The sequence below is a fragment of the Bradyrhizobium iriomotense genome (assembly GCF_018130765.1).
GTDB lineage: Bacteria > Pseudomonadota > Alphaproteobacteria > Rhizobiales > Xanthobacteraceae > Bradyrhizobium > Bradyrhizobium iriomotense_A.
On record NZ_JAFCJZ010000006.1, the window covers coordinates 226,181 to 241,450 of the forward strand.

The 15,270-nt window shown below is 66.5% G+C and carries 14 protein-coding genes; 6 read left to right on the plus strand and 8 right to left on the minus strand.

The window, feature by feature from the left end; all coding sequences use genetic code 11:
• Positions 1–81 precede the first annotated feature (81 nt).
• From JQ635_RS13825 to JQ635_RS13860, 8 genes are all read right to left on the minus strand, one after another.
• Positions 82–2,835 (minus strand): beta strand repeat-containing protein, encoded by a 2,754-nt coding sequence (locus JQ635_RS13825; protein ID WP_211410415.1) that lies wholly within the window; start codon positions 2,833–2,835, stop codon positions 82–84.
• Between the two features lie 293 nt (positions 2,836–3,128).
• Positions 3,129–4,724 carry an MBL fold metallo-hydrolase gene (locus JQ635_RS13830; RefSeq protein ID WP_211410416.1) on the minus strand — a complete coding sequence of 532 codons (1,596 nt, stop codon included), beginning with the start codon at positions 4,722–4,724 and terminating at the stop codon, positions 3,129–3,131.
• Positions 4,721–5,641: a ribose-phosphate pyrophosphokinase gene (locus tag JQ635_RS13835; protein ID WP_211410417.1), complete on the minus strand. Its 921-nt coding sequence runs from the start codon at positions 5,639–5,641 to the stop codon at positions 4,721–4,723. The genes JQ635_RS13830 and JQ635_RS13835 overlap by 4 nt, the downstream gene beginning before the upstream one ends.
• Positions 5,638–7,179 (minus strand): thymidine phosphorylase family protein, encoded by a 1,542-nt coding sequence (locus JQ635_RS13840; protein ID WP_211410498.1) that lies wholly within the window; start codon positions 7,177–7,179, stop codon positions 5,638–5,640. Before JQ635_RS13840 ends, JQ635_RS13835 begins: the two co-directional genes overlap by 4 nt.
• A 148-nt stretch (positions 7,180–7,327) precedes the next feature.
• On the minus strand, positions 7,328–7,492 hold the full coding sequence (locus tag JQ635_RS13845; protein ID WP_018647793.1) for a Flp family type IVb pilin: 165 nt from the start codon (positions 7,490–7,492) through the stop codon (positions 7,328–7,330).
• Positions 7,493–7,688: 196 nt separating this feature from the next.
• Positions 7,689–7,871 (minus strand): hypothetical protein, encoded by a 183-nt coding sequence (locus tag JQ635_RS13850; RefSeq protein WP_211410418.1) that lies wholly within the window; start codon positions 7,869–7,871, stop codon positions 7,689–7,691.
• 133 nt (positions 7,872–8,004) lie between these two features.
• On the minus strand, positions 8,005–8,241 hold the full coding sequence (locus tag JQ635_RS13855) for a hypothetical protein (protein WP_211410419.1): 237 nt from the start codon (positions 8,239–8,241) through the stop codon (positions 8,005–8,007).
• Positions 8,242–8,300: 59 nt separating this feature from the next.
• The gene (locus JQ635_RS13860) at positions 8,301–9,296 is read right to left on the minus strand and encodes a Ku protein (protein WP_211410420.1); all 996 of its coding nucleotides are present in this window, start codon (positions 9,294–9,296) and stop codon (positions 8,301–8,303) included.
• Between the two features lie 240 nt (positions 9,297–9,536).
• Between JQ635_RS13860 and JQ635_RS13865 the strand changes: the two genes are divergently transcribed.
• The 6 genes from JQ635_RS13865 to ccmI all read left to right on the plus strand — a co-directional run bounded on the left by JQ635_RS13865 (position 9,537) and on the right by ccmI (position 15,266).
• A complete protein-coding gene (locus tag JQ635_RS13865) occupies positions 9,537–9,692 on the plus strand; it encodes a hypothetical protein (RefSeq protein ID WP_164936196.1) in 156 nt (51 codons plus the stop codon).
• A gap of 228 nt (positions 9,693–9,920) precedes the next feature.
• On the plus strand, positions 9,921–10,595 hold the full coding sequence (locus JQ635_RS13870) for a response regulator transcription factor (protein ID WP_211410421.1): 675 nt from the start codon (positions 9,921–9,923) through the stop codon (positions 10,593–10,595).
• Positions 10,596–10,703: 108 nt separating this feature from the next.
• Positions 10,704–12,080, plus strand: coding sequence for a sensor histidine kinase (locus JQ635_RS13875; RefSeq protein WP_211410422.1), 1,377 nt, complete (start codon positions 10,704–10,706; stop codon positions 12,078–12,080).
• A 161-nt stretch (positions 12,081–12,241) separates the two neighbouring features.
• A complete protein-coding gene (locus tag JQ635_RS13880; protein WP_211410423.1) occupies positions 12,242–13,642 on the plus strand; it encodes a hypothetical protein in 1,401 nt (466 codons plus the stop codon).
• Between the two features lie 100 nt (positions 13,643–13,742).
• Entirely contained in the window at positions 13,743–14,012 is a 270-nt protein-coding gene (locus tag JQ635_RS13885) for a hypothetical protein (RefSeq protein WP_211410424.1), read from the plus strand.
• 132 nt (positions 14,013–14,144) lie between these two features.
• Positions 14,145–15,266, plus strand: coding sequence for a c-type cytochrome biogenesis protein CcmI (ccmI, locus tag JQ635_RS13890; RefSeq protein WP_211410425.1), 1,122 nt, complete (start codon positions 14,145–14,147; stop codon positions 15,264–15,266).
• The last annotated feature ends 4 nt before the right edge of the window (positions 15,267–15,270 follow it).

A 15,270-nucleotide genomic window follows, 5' to 3' on the forward strand; every position in this document is an offset into this window, starting at 1 on the left:
CTCCGCGCCATCCGGGCAACGGGCCCTTGCGTCGCCCGGCAAGCAAAACGGGCCATTGCCGGGCGAAGCGCGACCGTCGGCTCAGACCAGCGTGCCGGCGTGGAAGCTCGCATTGGCGAGCAACGACTGGATCACGACGTTGTCGCCGGGACCTCCGTCCAGCACGTCGGTGCCGTCGCCGCCGATCAGCACATCGTCGCCGAGCCCGCCGAGTAGCGTGTCGTTGCCGGCACTGCCGATGAGCAAGTCGTCGCCGACGCCGCCGTCGAAAACGAGGTGCGGCCCGCCGAGGCCGACGCCTGACGCCTCGATCACGTCGTCGCCGCCGAGGCCGTTGATGGTGATGGTGTCGTTGAAGTCGAAGTTCTCGATCACGACCTGGCTTGCCAGACCGTCGATCACCAGCGCACCGTTGCTGTTGAGCGACAGCGTGATGACGTCGTCGCCGCCGGTGCCGTTGATCACGATGTTGTCGGCCGCGCCGTCGCCGCCGGGGGTGCCGGGAACACCGCCGAGGTCGATCTTGACCTCCGTCACGTCGGTCCCGCTCATGTCGCCGACATTGATGGTATCGGCGCCACCACGGGCATTGAACGCGATCGTCTCGACGCCGTGCGTATCCATCGTGATCGACGCGACGTCCCGCGTGAGCTCGGCACGATCGCCGTTCGCGAAGATGTTGATGGTCTCGGCGATGTTGGCGCCGTTGAACAGGAGCGTGTCGTTACCGCCCTGGCCCTCGACCGTGTCGTTGTCGTCGCCGGGATTCCAGACGAACGTGTCGTTGCCCGCGCCCATCAGCGCGACGTCGTTGCCGTCGCCGCCGTTGATCACGTCATCGCCCTGGCTGCCGCGGATGGTGTCGTTGCCAAGGCCGCCGTTGATCGTCAGTTGCAGCACGCCGGCAGCGAGCCCGCTGGCGTCGATCGCGTCGTCGCCGCCGAGGCCGTTGAGCGTCAGCTGGTCGGTTGCGTCCATGGAGACCAGGTTGGTGGCCGTGTGCAGGCCGAACACGGTCACGCCGCCGGCATTGCCGCTGACGCCGAACGAGTCGGCGCCCTGGGTTGCATCGACCGTGACGGTATCGACGGCGCCATCGGGCGTTCCCGCCGAACCGCCGAGGTCGATGTTCACCTGCGTCAAATCGGTCCCGGTCAGATCACCCACCGCAATGTGGTCAGTACCGCCCAGCGCGTGGAGATCGATATGCTCGACGCCGTGCAGATCCATCGTGATGTTTGCGACGTCCCGCGCGAGCCGGGCGTGATCGCCGTTCGCCGCAATGGTGATATTCTCGGCAATGTTGGCACCGAAGAACCGCAGCGCGTCGACGCCGGCGCCGCCCTCGATGGTGTCGCTGCCGTCGCCTGGATTCCACTGGAAGACGTCACCGCCGTTGCCGAGTTGCACGAGGTCGTCGCCGCGGCCGCCCGTTACGAAATCGTTGCCGTCGCCGCCGATCAGCGTGTCGTTGCCGGCGCTGCCGACGATCGTATCGTTGCCGGCGCCGCCGTCGATCGTCAGATGCACGACCCCCGCGGCCAGCATGGCCGCCGAGATCGCGTCGTTGCCGCCGAGGCCCTCGATGACGAGCGCATCGTTGGCGCCTTCAGCGTTGGTGATGGAGAGGGCGGCGGGCAATCCCGTGACCGATGCCGACGTGCCCGAGCCGGACAGCTGGATCGCATCGGCGCTGCCCGTACCCTCGAGCGTCACCGTATCGGCCGCGCCGTCGCCGGTCCCGGCCGAGCCGAGGTCGACATTGACCTGCTTCACGTCGGTTCCAGCGAGGTTGTTGACGACGATATTGTCGCTGCCGCCGCGTGCGCCGATCGTGACGGTCTCGATGCCGTCGAGGTCCATCGTGATGCTGCCGACATCGCGGGTCAGCAGCACGCGTCCGCCACTGGCGGCGGAGAGGGCGATGTTCTCGCCGATGTTCGAGCCGTTGAACAGCAGGGTGTCGGTCCCGGCCTGACCGTCCACCTTGTCGCTGCCGTCGCCCGGATCCCACTGGAAGAGATCGTTGCCGTCGCCCAGCAAGGCGGTGTCGTTGCCCTGGTTGCCGTCGATGAAATCGTTGCCGTCGCCGCCCAGCAGGAGGTCCGCGCCATTGCCGCCGAGGATCGTGTCATTGCCGGCCCCGCCGTCGAGCGTCAGCGTGATGAGCGCCGCGAGATTGCCGGTGGCGGTGATGAGGTCATCGCCGCCATTGGCATGGACCACGAGATTTTCGGTGGTGCCGATGTCCAGCGAGAACGGCGCCGGTTCGAGGCGGTCGAAGCGGACGCGCGTGCCGTTGGCCGTGATGGTGAAGGTCTCGCTGCCGTTGCCGCCGTTCACCTCCGCGGTGTCGATGCCTTCGCCGCCTTCCATCAGGTCGCTGTCGTCGCCGGGGTTCCAGACCATGCGGTCGTTGCCGGCTTCACCGAACATCTGGTCGTTGCCGTCGCCGCCGACCAGCACGTCATTGCCGGAGCCGCCGAACAATAGGTCGTTGCCGCCCTTGCCGAACAGCGTGTCGTTGCCGGACTGGCCGAACAGCATGTCGCCGCCGGACCCGCCTGTGAGCGTATCGTTGCCGGCGCCGCCGAACAGGTTCGCCGCGGGCATCGCGCCGTTGCTCTCGTCGATGGTGATGATGTCGTTGCCGTCCTGGCCGAAGGCCTGGATCAACTTGGTGTTGGCGACCGTCGCGGGCCCACCCTTGATCGCGACTGCGCCGCCGTTGACGATGATCGTTCCGGCCGCATTGCGGCCCAACGCGATCGTATTGCTCAGGCTATTGCCAAAGATGGAGAGAATTCCGGCGGAAAAATTTGCTGTGACAGCCATGTGTGCTTCTCGCTTGCGTGATCGCCGAAACGAACCGCGGCGGTATCGCGACGCATTTTCGCGATGCCCGGGGGTGAACGGCAAATGACCTCGTCTGTAGGCCGAGATGGCAGTTCCGGCTTGGCGGAAGTCTTCGGGATGGCTCCTGTTTTTCTTGAGGGCAGCTTGATTTTCGAGAGGGCGGCCGCATCGCCTGCGAAACGGGACCGCGAGCTGCCGAGCCGAGGCCCATGCAGCAGCGCTTCAATGACGAGTTTGTGAAGGCGCCGTGATGCCGAACGCTATTCCGACGTCTACGCGTTCTCCTTCAACGCCCGCCGCAGCCTGCGGATGATGACGCCGCGGGCGCGGTCGTCGGCGGCGGCTGCGACCTTGTCGCTGATGTCGAGCATCAGCTCCGACATCTCGTTGTGCCAGTCGAGATGCGTGACGGCCTCGGGCGCGAGTCGACGGCGATGGTCGACGTCGAGCACGCGCGGCTCGGCCGCTGCGAGCTCGTAGATGTCATCCAGCACCGGCTGATAGATTTTTGCGGTCGGAAGAATGCGTTCGCCCAGCCGTTCGGCAAGCCCGGCGATCGCATCCTGCTCGCCATGGGTGAGGAACAGGCCGCGCGCGATCGGGCGGCGCGCCGCGATCCAGCCGGCGATCCCCGCGGCATCGGCATGACCGGAATATTCGTCGATCATCCGGATGCGCGCGGCGACCCGGATCTCCTCGCCCTGGATCCGCACCGCCTTGGCGCCGTCCTGGAGGAAGCGGCCGAGCGTGCCGCGCGCCTGGAAGCCGGAGAGCAGCACGGTTGCGCGCTCGTTCCACAGCCAGCGCTTGAGGTGATGGCGAATGCGGCCAGCGTCGCACATGCCGCTGGCGGCGATGATGATGTGGAAGCCGGTCAGGCGCATGATCGCCTTGCTCTCGGCAACCGTCTCAGTGAATTTGAGATGCGGCGAGTTGAGCAGGCGGTCGACGTCGACGTCGGGATCGAGGCTCGCGGCGTGCTGGCGGAAGACTTCGGTCGCATGGATCGCGAGCGGGGAATCCAGGAAGATCGGCGCCGCCGGAACGTCGCCGCGCTCCATCAGGTGGACGATGTCGACGATCAGCTCCTGGGTCCGTTCGACCGCGAAGGCCGGGATCAGCAGGGCGCCCCTGGCGGCCGCGGCATCGCGGATCTCGCCGGCGAGGTGTTGCCGCCGTTGCTCGGGTGTAGTGACGGCGCGCACGCGATCGCCATAGGTGGATTCGCAGACGACGTAGTCGAGGTCCACTGGTGCCTCCGGATCTGGCTGCAGCAGCTTGGCTTCCGGCCCGACGTCGCCGGAAAGCAGCACGCGCAACGGCCGCTCACGGCCGGCCTGGTCGAACTCCAGCTCGATCGAGGCAGAGCCGAGCAAATGGCCGGCGTTCCAGTAGCGCGCGCGAACGCCGGGGATCACGTCGGTCCAGCGCTCATAGTCGACCGCGCGGAACGACTGCAGCGACGCGGTGGCGTCGGCCTGCGTGTAGATTGGTGCGACCTCCTTCCATCGGCGCGCTGCGTTGCGCCGGTTGAGCTGCGCGACCTCGGACTCCTGGATGCTGCCGGCGTCCGGCAGCATCCAGGAGCAGAGGTCGATCGTGCCGCGCGTCGCCAGGATCGGGCCGTCGAAGCCCTCGCGCACGAGCTTCGGCAGCAATCCGCTGTGATCGATATGGGCGTGCGTGAGCAGCACCGCCTTGATGTCGGCAGGGCGGAAGGGAAAGGCACCGTAGTTGAGTGCCTTCAGCGTCTTCTGTCCCTGGAACAGGCCGCAGTCGACGAGGAAGCGACCGCCGGCGGTCTGGAACAGATAGCTCGAGCCGGTCACGGTGCGGGCGGCCCCGCAAAATCGAACGGTTACGCTCATGTCGTGGTCTCCGGCGGATATGTTGGGTTGAGCTCGCGCGCGAGGGACGCGGCCAGGATGTCGTCGAGCGCGATCGCGTTGGTCGGATGCGGCACGCTGTCGCTGGAGCGAATGGATCGGATGCCCGCGTCGTTGAACGCGGCGATCATCACGGGCGGAAACAGCGCGTGCGTCACCACCGAATCGACGGCGGTCGCGCCGATCGTTTTCAACGTCTTCGCCGCGACCATCAGCGTCGTCCCGGAGGAGACGATGTCATCGACCATCAGCGCCGGCCGTCCCGCGAACAGGGCGGCATTGTCGAACATGATCTCCACGGAGCGGTCGCCGCGCCGAATCTTCCGCGCCACCGTATGCTGCAAGCCCAGCCGCCCCGCGAGGTCTCTCACCCAGGGCTCGGATTCGGCATCGGGGCCGATCACGACGGTCGCGGGATCGATGCCGGTCTTTGCCAGGGTGTTCGCGATCGCCGGCATCGCGGACAGGTTCTCGGCCTCGATGCCGGGAAAGACGTCGCCGATGTCGGCGGTGCGATGCAGGTGCGCGTCCACGGTGACGATGCGATCCACGATCCTCGCAAGCAGTGTGCCCATGGCGCGCTGGCTGATGGCCTCACCCGCATGAAAGGCAATGTCCTGCCGCATGTAGCAGAGATAGGGCGCGACCAGCACCAGCCGCTTGGCGCCGCCGCGTCGCAGCGCCTCGGCGGCGAACAGCAGGGCGATCAGCCTGTCGTTGGGCTGGTCGAGCGTGGCATAGAGGATGGTGGTGTCCGCCGCGGGCGCGACCGTGACGCGCAGCTCGCCGTCCGGGAAGCGGTGCAGGGCGATCTCGTCGCAGGCAAGCCCGAGCCGCGCCGCGAGGCGCTTAGCCGCCTCGGCCCCGAAGGGCAGGGTCTGGAACGCGATCGTGCTCACGAGGTGGTCTTGCCTTGAGGAGCGTCGTGGCCGTTGACGGCGTAGCCATTGTCCGCAGCGGCGGCGGAGGCGGCCAGATCGTGCTCGGGCCGGTCGAAGGCGTAGACGCGATAGAGCGGCTCGCCCTGCTCGACGCGGTCGCCGATCTTCTTGAACAGGCGGATGCCCGCGCCCTTGTCGAGCGGCGCACCCGCGGTGCGGGCGAGGCGATTGAGGCGCAGGCAGTCGATCGCGGACACCACGCCGTCACGTGCCGCCTTGACGTCGAAGCTGAGCGATCCCAGCTCGGTGCTGCATGTCGAGGGCCCCTGGGCGTCGATGATCTTCTGCATCTGCTTCAGCGCCGCGCCGCTGTCGAGCAGCTCGCGCGCCCGCGCATAGCCGGCACCGCCGCGCAGCTTCGGATCGTATTCCAGGAGATGGGCGGCGAGCCGCAGCGACTTCTCGCGCAGATCGCGCGGCGCATCCTTCTCGTTACCGAGCACCGCCATGACGTCATTGGCCTCGAGCACCGGCCCGATGCCATTGCCGATCGGCTGGCTTCCATCGGTCGTGATCACTTCGACCGTGCGCCCGAAGCGGTCGCCGACGAATTCGAACAGCTTTCGCAGCCGCATTGCCTCGACCGCACTCGTGACCTTCGCGGTCGGCCCGACCGGAATGTCGATCAACAGATGCGTCGAGCCTGCGGCGATCTTCTTGGACATGATGGAGGCGACCATCTGCTCGCGGGTATCGAGGCTCAGCGGGCGCTCGACCGAGATCAGCACGTCGTCGGCCGGCGAGAGGTTCACGTGTCCGCCCCAGATCAGGCAGCCGTTGCAGGCCGAGACGATCGCCTTCATCTCCTCGACGCCGACATTCACCTGCGCCAGCACCTCCATCGTGTCCGCGGTGCCGGCGGGCGAGGTGATGGCGCGCGAGGAGGTCTTGGGGATCGGCAGGCCGTGCGCGGCGACGATCGGCACCACCACCATCGAGGTGCGGTTGCCGGGAATGCCGCCGATGCAGTGCTTGTCGACGACGACAGGGTCCGGCCAGACCAGCTGCGTGCCGGCCTGCGCCATCGCCCCTGTCAGGGCCAGAAGCTCATCGCTGGTGATGAAGCTCGCCGAGCCGATCAGGAAGGCCGCGATCTCCATGTCGGAGTAGCGATAATGCGCGAGGTCGTTGATGATCGCGCCGATCTCGGCCTGGCTCAACGTTCGTCCGTGGATCTTCGCGCGCACCGCTTCCAGGCTCTCGGGAGGCGAGGCCGGCGTCACCGTGACCGGCGTGCCGACCGGTTCGGCGAAACGGCGGAAGGCGGGCTCGGAGAGGCCGATCTCGTCCTGCGCCGCCAGCGTGTCGTCGTCCGTGATCAGCAGCGTCGCCAGCAGCACCTTGCCGTCCCGGCGGAGCTCGACGCGGCTGAAGCCGCGAAAGATCTCCGCACGCAGCGCCTTCGATCGCCTGGAGATGACGACGACGTTTTCGCGGCCGGTGTCAAGGCGGACGCGGCGGATCTTCAGTTGGGAACGCGGGAAGTCTGGATGCATGGACGTGCCGGCAGCAGGAAGCTCGGCTTCCATGCTTAGCCGTCGTCGCCCCTGTGCTGTTGACGCAGATCATGGTCTGCGTCGCCGGCAAGGCCGCACGCCGCGACGCTATCGCTGATCTCGGGAGGCCGCACCGGGCCGGATAGGCTTACTTCGTGGCTGCGTCGATCGAGTTGAACTTGTTGTTCAGCAGCGCGCTGCCCGTGTTGTTCACGACAGCGACGATCGCGAGCGCGATGCCGGCGGCGATCAGGCAGTACTCGATAGCGGTGGCTGCACTTTCATCGGCAAGAAAGGACCTGAGCAAAGCCATCGTCAACTCCTGTTCATCCGTCTAATTTAGGCCGGTGCCGTTTTCGCAATGGTAAATTGATTCACTAAGTTTTTCGCGGCGCGCGCACGTCAAAGGGCAAGGTCGGATGGTCCCGACCTCGGGCCTTATATACTGCCTTCCTTGATTTAAGGTTTCGTCACCCGATGCAGGCGCATTCGACCGTGTCGCCGCTGTCTCAGGATTTGATCGCGCATCCGGATGCGGCCTTGCCGGGGCGTCTCAGCGCGGCTGCGAGGCGCCCGGCCAGATAGCCCATGACGCGCGGCTGCGACCGCGCCGCGCTGTCGGCAAGGCGCTTGTCCTCGGTCGTGTCGTTCACGAGGCCGATATAGTTCTTGCTGGCGTCCGGCTGCTGCACCGCGCGCAAACCTTGGCTTCAATCGACGGCGCGACGATGTCCTACGCAAAGGGAATCGACGGTTAATTTTGTATTCCGTAGGACTACGTGGCGCCTCGCGGGTGTTAAGATGCGGCTTAACGGATTGTTGAGGCTATTTGCGGCGTGTGTCCGCGTTCAGCGCCCGCAGCATCGCGATCCGGGCGAACATCATCCAGCCGCCGCCCGTCTCGGCCGCATGGATCAGGGTCTCGATCGCGGTCTGCCAGTGGCTGGCGTGCTGCGCGTCCTCGGGCAGCTGCATGATGTGATCGGCGGCTTCCTGCAGCGTCCGCAGCCTGCGACCGTTGGAGAGCGGGATCGGATCGTCGAACGCCGTCGACCAGGGCATGTCAGGTCGGCCGACCGGAGGGGAGGGACATCACGGCGCGATCGATAGGTCTGGTGCTGCTAGCCGGCCTTCTTCGCCCGCGCCGGCGCGCGCACCGGCTTGTCAGCCTTCTTTGGGGCGTCCTTGGTCGCTTCCTTGGGAGCCGCCTTGGCCGCGGCGTCCTTGCCGCCCTTGCCTGATATCGGCAGCAGCATCTCGCGCTGGCCCTCGATGCGCTTCTTCGGCTTCTTGCCCTTGACGGCCTCCTTGGCGACTTTCGCCGCAGGCGCCGCGTCCTTCTCGCCCGCGAGGCTCTTCTTCAGCGCGTCCATCAGGTTGATGACATTGCCGCCCGTCTTCGGCGCGGCCTTCGCGGTGATGGGCATGCCGCTGCGCTTCTTGTTGATGAGATCGATCAGCGCGGTCTCGTAGTGATCCTCGAACAGCTCGGGCTCGAACGCGCCGGACTTCTTCTCCACGATGTGCTTGGCGAGGTCGAGCATGTCCTTGGTCAGCTTCACGTCCTGGATGTCGTCGAAGTATTCCTGCTCGCTGCGCACCTCGTAGGGGTAACGCAGCAGCGTGCCCATGAGGCCGCTCTCGAGCGGCTCCAGCGCGATGATGTGCTCGCGGTTGGTCAGCACCACGCGACCGATCGCGACCTTGTCCATGCTGCGGATGGTCTCGCGGATCACCGCAAAGGCGTCGTGGCCGACCTTGCCGTCCGGCACGAGGTAGTAGGGGCGGATCAGATAGCGGCTGTCGATGTCGGTCCTCGGCACGAACTCGTCGATCTCGATCGTGTGCGTCGAGTCGAGCGCGATGTCGTCGAGCTCGTCCTTGGTGACCTCGATATAGGTGTCGGTGTCGACCTTGTAGCCCTTGACGATGTCCTCGGAGGTGACCTCGTCACCGGTCTCGGCGTCGACCTTGAGGTACTTGATCCGGTGACCGGTCTTGCGGTTGATCTGGTTGAAGGAGACCTTCTCGGTATCCGAAGTGGCCGGATAGAGCGCGACCGGACAGGTCACGAGCGACAAACGCAGAAAACCCTTCCAATTGGCGCGGGGGGCCATGGGCTACTCCAAACGCAACAGGGGACAGACCTATAAGAATACCATCGGGGAACACCGAATCATACACGGCTCGGCACGGAATCTTGCAACGGCGTTAACCGACGGCCGGGGCCTGCGCGGCGCGCGGAGCCGCCGCGGCCCGGCGCCCGGAACATCGCGGATGATCACGCGTTGCCCCGGACCTACCTGGCCGCGAGGAGCTCGCGGCAATCGGAGGCGACAGCCGGAGATTGAGGCACCATGGCAACCACGCGAGAGCAGCATCAGATCGTCGAAACTCCGACCGAAGCGCGCCAGGGCGAACCTGGACCGTCGGTGGCGGCGCTGCTCGCCATCTCGACCGGGCTGGCGATCCTGATCCTCGCCGTCATCTGGTTCGTGTTCTTCCGGACCTGACGGCCCGATCGGAACGCTCCGGGCCTTCCTAATCGCCGCGTAACGCGGCACATTGCGCCCGCCATGCCGCCGGTTCGCCCGGCTGCCTGGCGGGCGCAGTCGCGTTGGCGAACGATAGGTCGTATATGACCAAAAAGTAACGTCGGCGGTTCCCCGCGTTCATATTCAGTTCACGCCGGAATTGCTCATCTCGGGGCGTGTTGATGCTGCCTAAGTCTGGAGAGAAGCGTGCGCCTGCTCGTTGTTGAGGACGACCCCGATCTCAATCGCCAGCTCACCAAAGCGCTGACGGACGCCGGCTATGTCGTCGACCGCGCCTTCGACGGGGAGGAGGGGCACTATCTCGGCGACAACGAGCCGTACGATGCCGTGGTGCTCGACATCGGCCTGCCGAAGAAGGACGGCATCTCGGTGCTGGAAGCCTGGCGCCGCAACGGCCGCACCATGCCGGTCCTGATCCTGACCGCACGCGACCGCTGGAGCGACAAGGTGCAAGGCTTCGACGCCGGCGCCGACGACTATGTCGCAAAGCCGTTCCATCTGGAGGAGGTGCTGGCCCGCATCCGCGCACTGCTGCGCCGCTCCACAGGCCATGCCCAGAGCGAGCTCTCTTGCGGCCCGGTCACGCTCGACACCAGGACCGGCCGGGTCAGCGTGTCAGGCAACCCCGTCAAGATGACCTCGCACGAATATCGGCTTCTTGCCTACCTGATGCACCATTCCGGGCGCGTCGTCTCCCGCACCGAGCTGGTCGAGCATCTCTACGACCAGGATTTTGACCGCGACTCCAATACCATCGAGGTGTTCGTCGGCCGCATCCGCAAGAAGCTCGACGTCGACATCATCCAGACCGTCCGCGGCCTCGGCTATCTCCTGACCCCGCCGCCCGCGCCGGGCGGCTGAGGCCTGCGCCTGAGGTTTCCTTGGGCTTGACGGGAGGCCGAACAGGGCCCTTGGTCCCGGTCATGACGTCCGACGCCCTGACATTCTGCGCCTGCCGAGATCATTCCGATGCGCGCTAGCTCGCTTGCCAACCGGCTGTTCCTGTCGGCGACGGCGTGGCTCGTGGTGATCCTGGCCATCACCGGCGTGGTGCTGTCGTCGGTCTACAAGAACGCCACCGAGCGCGCCTTCGACCGCCGGCTCAATCTCTATCTGCGTACCCTCATCGCCGAAGTCGCCACCCCGGACGAGCCGCCGGACCGCCAGTTCCAGTCGCTCGGCGAGCCGCTGTTCGAGCTGCCGCTGTCCGGCTGGTACTGGCAGATCACACGCACGGACACCGAGAAGCCGGAAGTGCGCTCCTCGCGCTCGCTCTGGGACAAGAAGCTGCCGAAGCTGGAGGAGCAGGGCGCCGAGCTCACCGCCGCCGGCATCCGGCTCGGCTATGTCGACGGGCCCGAGGGGCAGAATTTGCGGATGGTGGAGCGGCCGGTCGATCTCGGCGCCGACGGCAAATATCTGGTGAGCGTCGCCGGCGACGACACCGAGATCTTCGACGAGACGCGGAGCTTCGACTACTACCTCGGCGGCACCTTCACCGCGCTCGGCATCGTGCTGCTCCTGACCACGGTGTTCCAGGTCCGCTTTGGCCTCGCGCCGCTCAAGCGCATCTCCGAATCGATTGCCGACATCCGCTCCGGGCGGGCCGAGCGGCTCGAGGGTGAATTCCCGGTCGAAATCGCGCCGCTGGCGCGCGAGACCAATGCGTTGATCGATGCCAATCGCGAGATCGTCGAGCGCGCCCGCACCCATGTCGGCAATCTCGCCCACGCGATCAAGACGCCGCTGTCGGTTATCGTCAACGAGGCCGGCGCCCACGCGGCGGAGCCGTTCGCGGCCAAGGTGATGGAGCAGGCGGACTTGATGCGCGACCAGCTCGCCCATCATCTGGAGCGTGCGCGCATCGCGGCGCGCGTCTCGGTCGTCGCGACCGTAACGGAGGTCGCACCTGCGATCGAAGCGCTGCGGCGGACCATGGAGAAGATCCACCGCGACCGCGGCATCGTCGTTGACGCCAAGGCCGATCCCTCGGCCAAGTTCCGCGGCGAGCGGCAGGATCTGGAGGAGATGGTCGGCAATCTCGTCGACAATGCCTGCAAATGGGCAGCCTCGCGGGTCTTCATCGAGGTGCTGGTCGAGGCGCCGCAGCAGGCGGGCGCGGGTCCGCGCCTGCGGATCATCGTCGACGACGACGGCCGCGGCCTGTCGGAGGCGGAGCGGGCCCAGGTCTCCCGGCGCGGCCAGCGGCTCGACGAGTCCAAGCCCGGCTCGGGGCTCGGCCTGTCCATCGTGACCGACCTTGCCGCCCTCTATGGCGGTAACCTCTCGCTCAGCGGCGCTCCGATCGGGGGCTTGCGGGCCGAGCTGGTCCTTCCGGGAATATAATCCTCTGTTCCCAAAGGGTTATTGGGCCCGCTGGACGCCGATCCGGAGCAAAACGGTGGCATTCGAGCCAACGTCCTCAACGGCTTCTTAAGGCGCCGCCACCTATGATCGCGCCCGGACGCATCCCACGTCCGCCATTTTACCGTGCATTACCCGGGCGCATGAGCCAGACATCGATCGAGCGGCTGAGGGAATATCTCGCGCAGCTCCCGCCGCAGTCGCAGGCGCTGCTGATGCGGGAGTTCGAGCGCGCGCTCGAGCGCGGCCAGGACACGGCTGTGGCCACCCTCGTGCTCGAGCAGCTCCGCAAGATCGTCCGCAAGAGCGAAGCCGACGAAGCCCCGCCGCCGCGCACCGACGATCTGTCACGGCTGCTGTTCCAGGCGCTGGAACCGTTCCTGGTCGAGGCGGGCGCCCCGATCCGGGTCGGCCAGATCCGTCGTTCCTCGCTGCAGCCGATCTGGCAATGGCTCGGCCGGGACGGCGCCCCGGACAAGCTGAACGAATTCGAGGCGGCGCTGGCGCGCATGCCGGCTGACAGTGCGGGGCAGGTCGAGGCTCTCGCCCAGAAGCTCCAGGCGGTCGCCGCGGACGCGATCTTCGCGCTGACGGGGCAGGGCGGTGGTGACAAGTCGCGCGCGCTCGCCCGGGTCGGCCCGCCCAACGTGATCGAGGACCTCTATTCGATCGGAGCGGTGCTCCAGGTTCGGGAAGCCATCGCCACGCTGAACGAGAAGCTGCCGCGCACCTTGCGCGCCTTCGGCGAGTCCCAGATCGCCTCGGTGACCTCGGTGCTCAACATTCCGGTCCTGCAGACGCCGCAGATGCTGCCCTTCGCGCTGTCGATCGTCGTGCAGCGCATGATCGCGCCGTGGCAGATCATCCGTCTCGCCATCAAGATCGCCGCCTCCGACGACGAGATCCGGGTCGCGGCAACGCCCTATGGCGTCGCCGTCACGATCGCCCTGCACGATTTGTCCTGCGTCGCCGCGATCCTGCGCACGGATATCAAGCGAGGCCATTTCGACAATGTCGCCGACAACCTCAAGGCGCTGCACGATGGCGCGCGCGGCCTGCGCACCGAGCTCGACCTGCGCAACGATTCCGTCTGGGGCAAGCAGCTGACCTCGATCCGGGCCGACATCTCCAATGCGCTGCAATCGGAGATCGACAGCGTTCCCGGCCGCGTGCGCCGCATCCTGCGCCAGCGAGCGGAGAAGGACATTCCGCCGGGGGCGCGGATCGACAGCACCGAGGTGGAGGAAACCGCGGCGCTGATCGATTTCGTCGCGACGTGCCGCAACTACGCGAGCGAGCTCGCAATCAACGAGGTGACGCTGCGCACCTATTCCGACCTGCAGCAATATGTGGAGCGCTCGACCGAGCAGCTGGTGCAGTCGCTGCGCGGCGCCGATCACAAGGTCCGCACCTATCGCCAGCAGCAGGTGCAGGCCGCGATTCGCTTCTGCCAGGTGCTGTTCGGCGATGATTATGCGTCGCTGATGAGTCGCGCCGCGGAGAACGCTGCAACCGGCGAGCGCAAATCGTCGCGCGCCAGCTGATTCGAGCGCATATTTTCGTGATCACAATTTGTAGTTGACGCTGCCAGTGGCGGGCCCTACGGTCGCTGCGCAAGCTTTTGGAATTTCTACCTGTGGGCGCATGAAATCCATTATCAGCTCCATCGAGATCGAGAACCGCGTCATTGTCGCCAAGTATCAAAGGCTGATGGTCGGTGCGAAGGTCGTGCTCGTCGAGAAGGCGAGCGGCCGGCAATTGCCTGAGACAGTGACCAGGGTTGCTTCTCCGGTTCCGGTCGGGGCGGTGCGCATCAGGTTGCCGGATGCGATTCCGCCGGGAACGTACTTCCTGAGGGCCTTCAACGGTCACGGCGAGGATGCCGCTCGGAGCGCCGACTTCGAGATCGGCTAAGCCGTTGGGATCTTGACCGTTTCGGGACAGCACGCGGTCGCGCCAAATTGACAATTGTCAATTGCCGCATCGTCCGGCCGTGGTGTAAAGCCACCTGTGGGCGCGGGTGGCGCGCTGCCGGAAGCTTGCCAGATGACGTTATGGTTCGTGTTCGCGCTGATGACGGTCGCGGCGATTTTCGCCGTGCTCTGGCCGCTCGGCCGCAGCGGACGCGCGCAGGACCAGGGCAGTGAGGTCGCGGTCTACAAGGATCAGCTGGCCGAGATCGAGCGTGATCTTGCCGCAGGCTTGATCGCAGCCCCCGAAGCCGAGGCAGCGCGCGTCGAGATCAGCCGCAGGCTGCTCGCCGCAGCCGGAAGCGAGTCCTCGTCGGCGCCCAAATCGGATCTGATGCCGAGCCTCAAATGGCGCCGCGCGGCCGCGGTGCTGGCGCTCGTCGGCCTGCCGCTGGTCGCGATCGGCGTCTACATGCCGCTTGGCTCGCCCCGGCTTCAGGACTTTCCGCTGGCGCAGCGAGAGCGCGGCGCCGGGTCTGGCATGGCGCGATCGCTCGAGAATCTCGTCGTGCAGGTCGAGCAACATCTGGAAAAGAACCCGACCGACGGACGCGGCTGGAACGTGCTCGCGCCGGTGCTGCAGCGGCTCGGCCGCTTCGACGATGCGGTGCGGGCCTATCGCAACTCGCTCACCTACAATGGCGAGAGCGCAGAGCGCCGCTCCGATCTGGGCGAAGCGATCTCGGCCGCCGCCGGTGGCGTCGTGACCGCCGAGGCCAAGGCCGAGTTCGAGCGTGCGCATGCGCTCGACGCCGACGATCCCAAGGCGAACTACTTCCTCGGGCTCGCCGCCGAGCAGGACGGCCGCAAGGACGATGCCGCCAACATCTGGCGCGCGCTGCTGGCCAAGGCCCCGGCGGATGCGCCGTGGCGGCCCCTGGTGCAATCCTCGCTGGCGCGGGTCGGCGGCGGCACGATGCCGGCGCTGTCGGACGAGACCATTGCGGCTTCCAAGGACATGGCCGAAGGCGATCGCAACGCGATGGTGCGCGGCATGGTCGAACGTCTTGCCACCCGGTTGAAGCAGAACGGTGACGACGTCGAGGGCTGGCTGCGCCTGGTGCGCGCCTATCTGGTGATGGGTGACCGTGACAAGGCGATGGGTGCGTCAACCGACGCCCGCCAGGCGGTCGCCAAGGATGCCGAGCGGCTCCGCCAGCTCAACGAAGGCCTCAAGACTCTCGGGCTCGACGGATGATGAT

Excerpts from the sequence above, each read along its gene's own strand:
- JQ635_RS13825 (WP_211410415.1), bottom strand. The coding sequence starts at position 2,835 with ATGGCTGTCACAGCAAATTTTTCCGCCGGAATTCTCTCCATCTTTGGC.
- JQ635_RS13830 (WP_211410416.1), bottom strand. The coding sequence starts at position 4,724 with ATGAGCGTAACCGTTCGATTTTGCGGGGCCGCCCGCACCGTGACCGGC.
- JQ635_RS13840 (WP_211410498.1), bottom strand. The coding sequence starts at position 7,179 with ATGCATCCAGACTTCCCGCGTTCCCAACTGAAGATCCGCCGCGTCCGC.
- JQ635_RS13845 (WP_018647793.1), bottom strand. The coding sequence starts at position 7,492 with ATGGCTTTGCTCAGGTCCTTTCTTGCCGATGAAAGTGCAGCCACCGCT.
- JQ635_RS13855 (WP_211410419.1), bottom strand. The coding sequence starts at position 8,241 with ATGCCCTGGTCGACGGCGTTCGACGATCCGATCCCGCTCTCCAACGGT.
- JQ635_RS13860 (WP_211410420.1), bottom strand. The coding sequence starts at position 9,296 with ATGGCCCCCCGCGCCAATTGGAAGGGTTTTCTGCGTTTGTCGCTCGTG.
- JQ635_RS13865 (WP_164936196.1), top strand. The coding sequence starts at position 9,537 with ATGGCAACCACGCGAGAGCAGCATCAGATCGTCGAAACTCCGACCGAA.
- JQ635_RS13875 (WP_211410422.1), top strand. The coding sequence starts at position 10,704 with ATGCGCGCTAGCTCGCTTGCCAACCGGCTGTTCCTGTCGGCGACGGCG.
- JQ635_RS13880 (WP_211410423.1), top strand. The coding sequence starts at position 12,242 with ATGAGCCAGACATCGATCGAGCGGCTGAGGGAATATCTCGCGCAGCTC.
- JQ635_RS13885 (WP_211410424.1), top strand. The coding sequence starts at position 13,743 with ATGAAATCCATTATCAGCTCCATCGAGATCGAGAACCGCGTCATTGTC.
- ccmI (WP_211410425.1), top strand. The coding sequence starts at position 14,145 with ATGACGTTATGGTTCGTGTTCGCGCTGATGACGGTCGCGGCGATTTTC.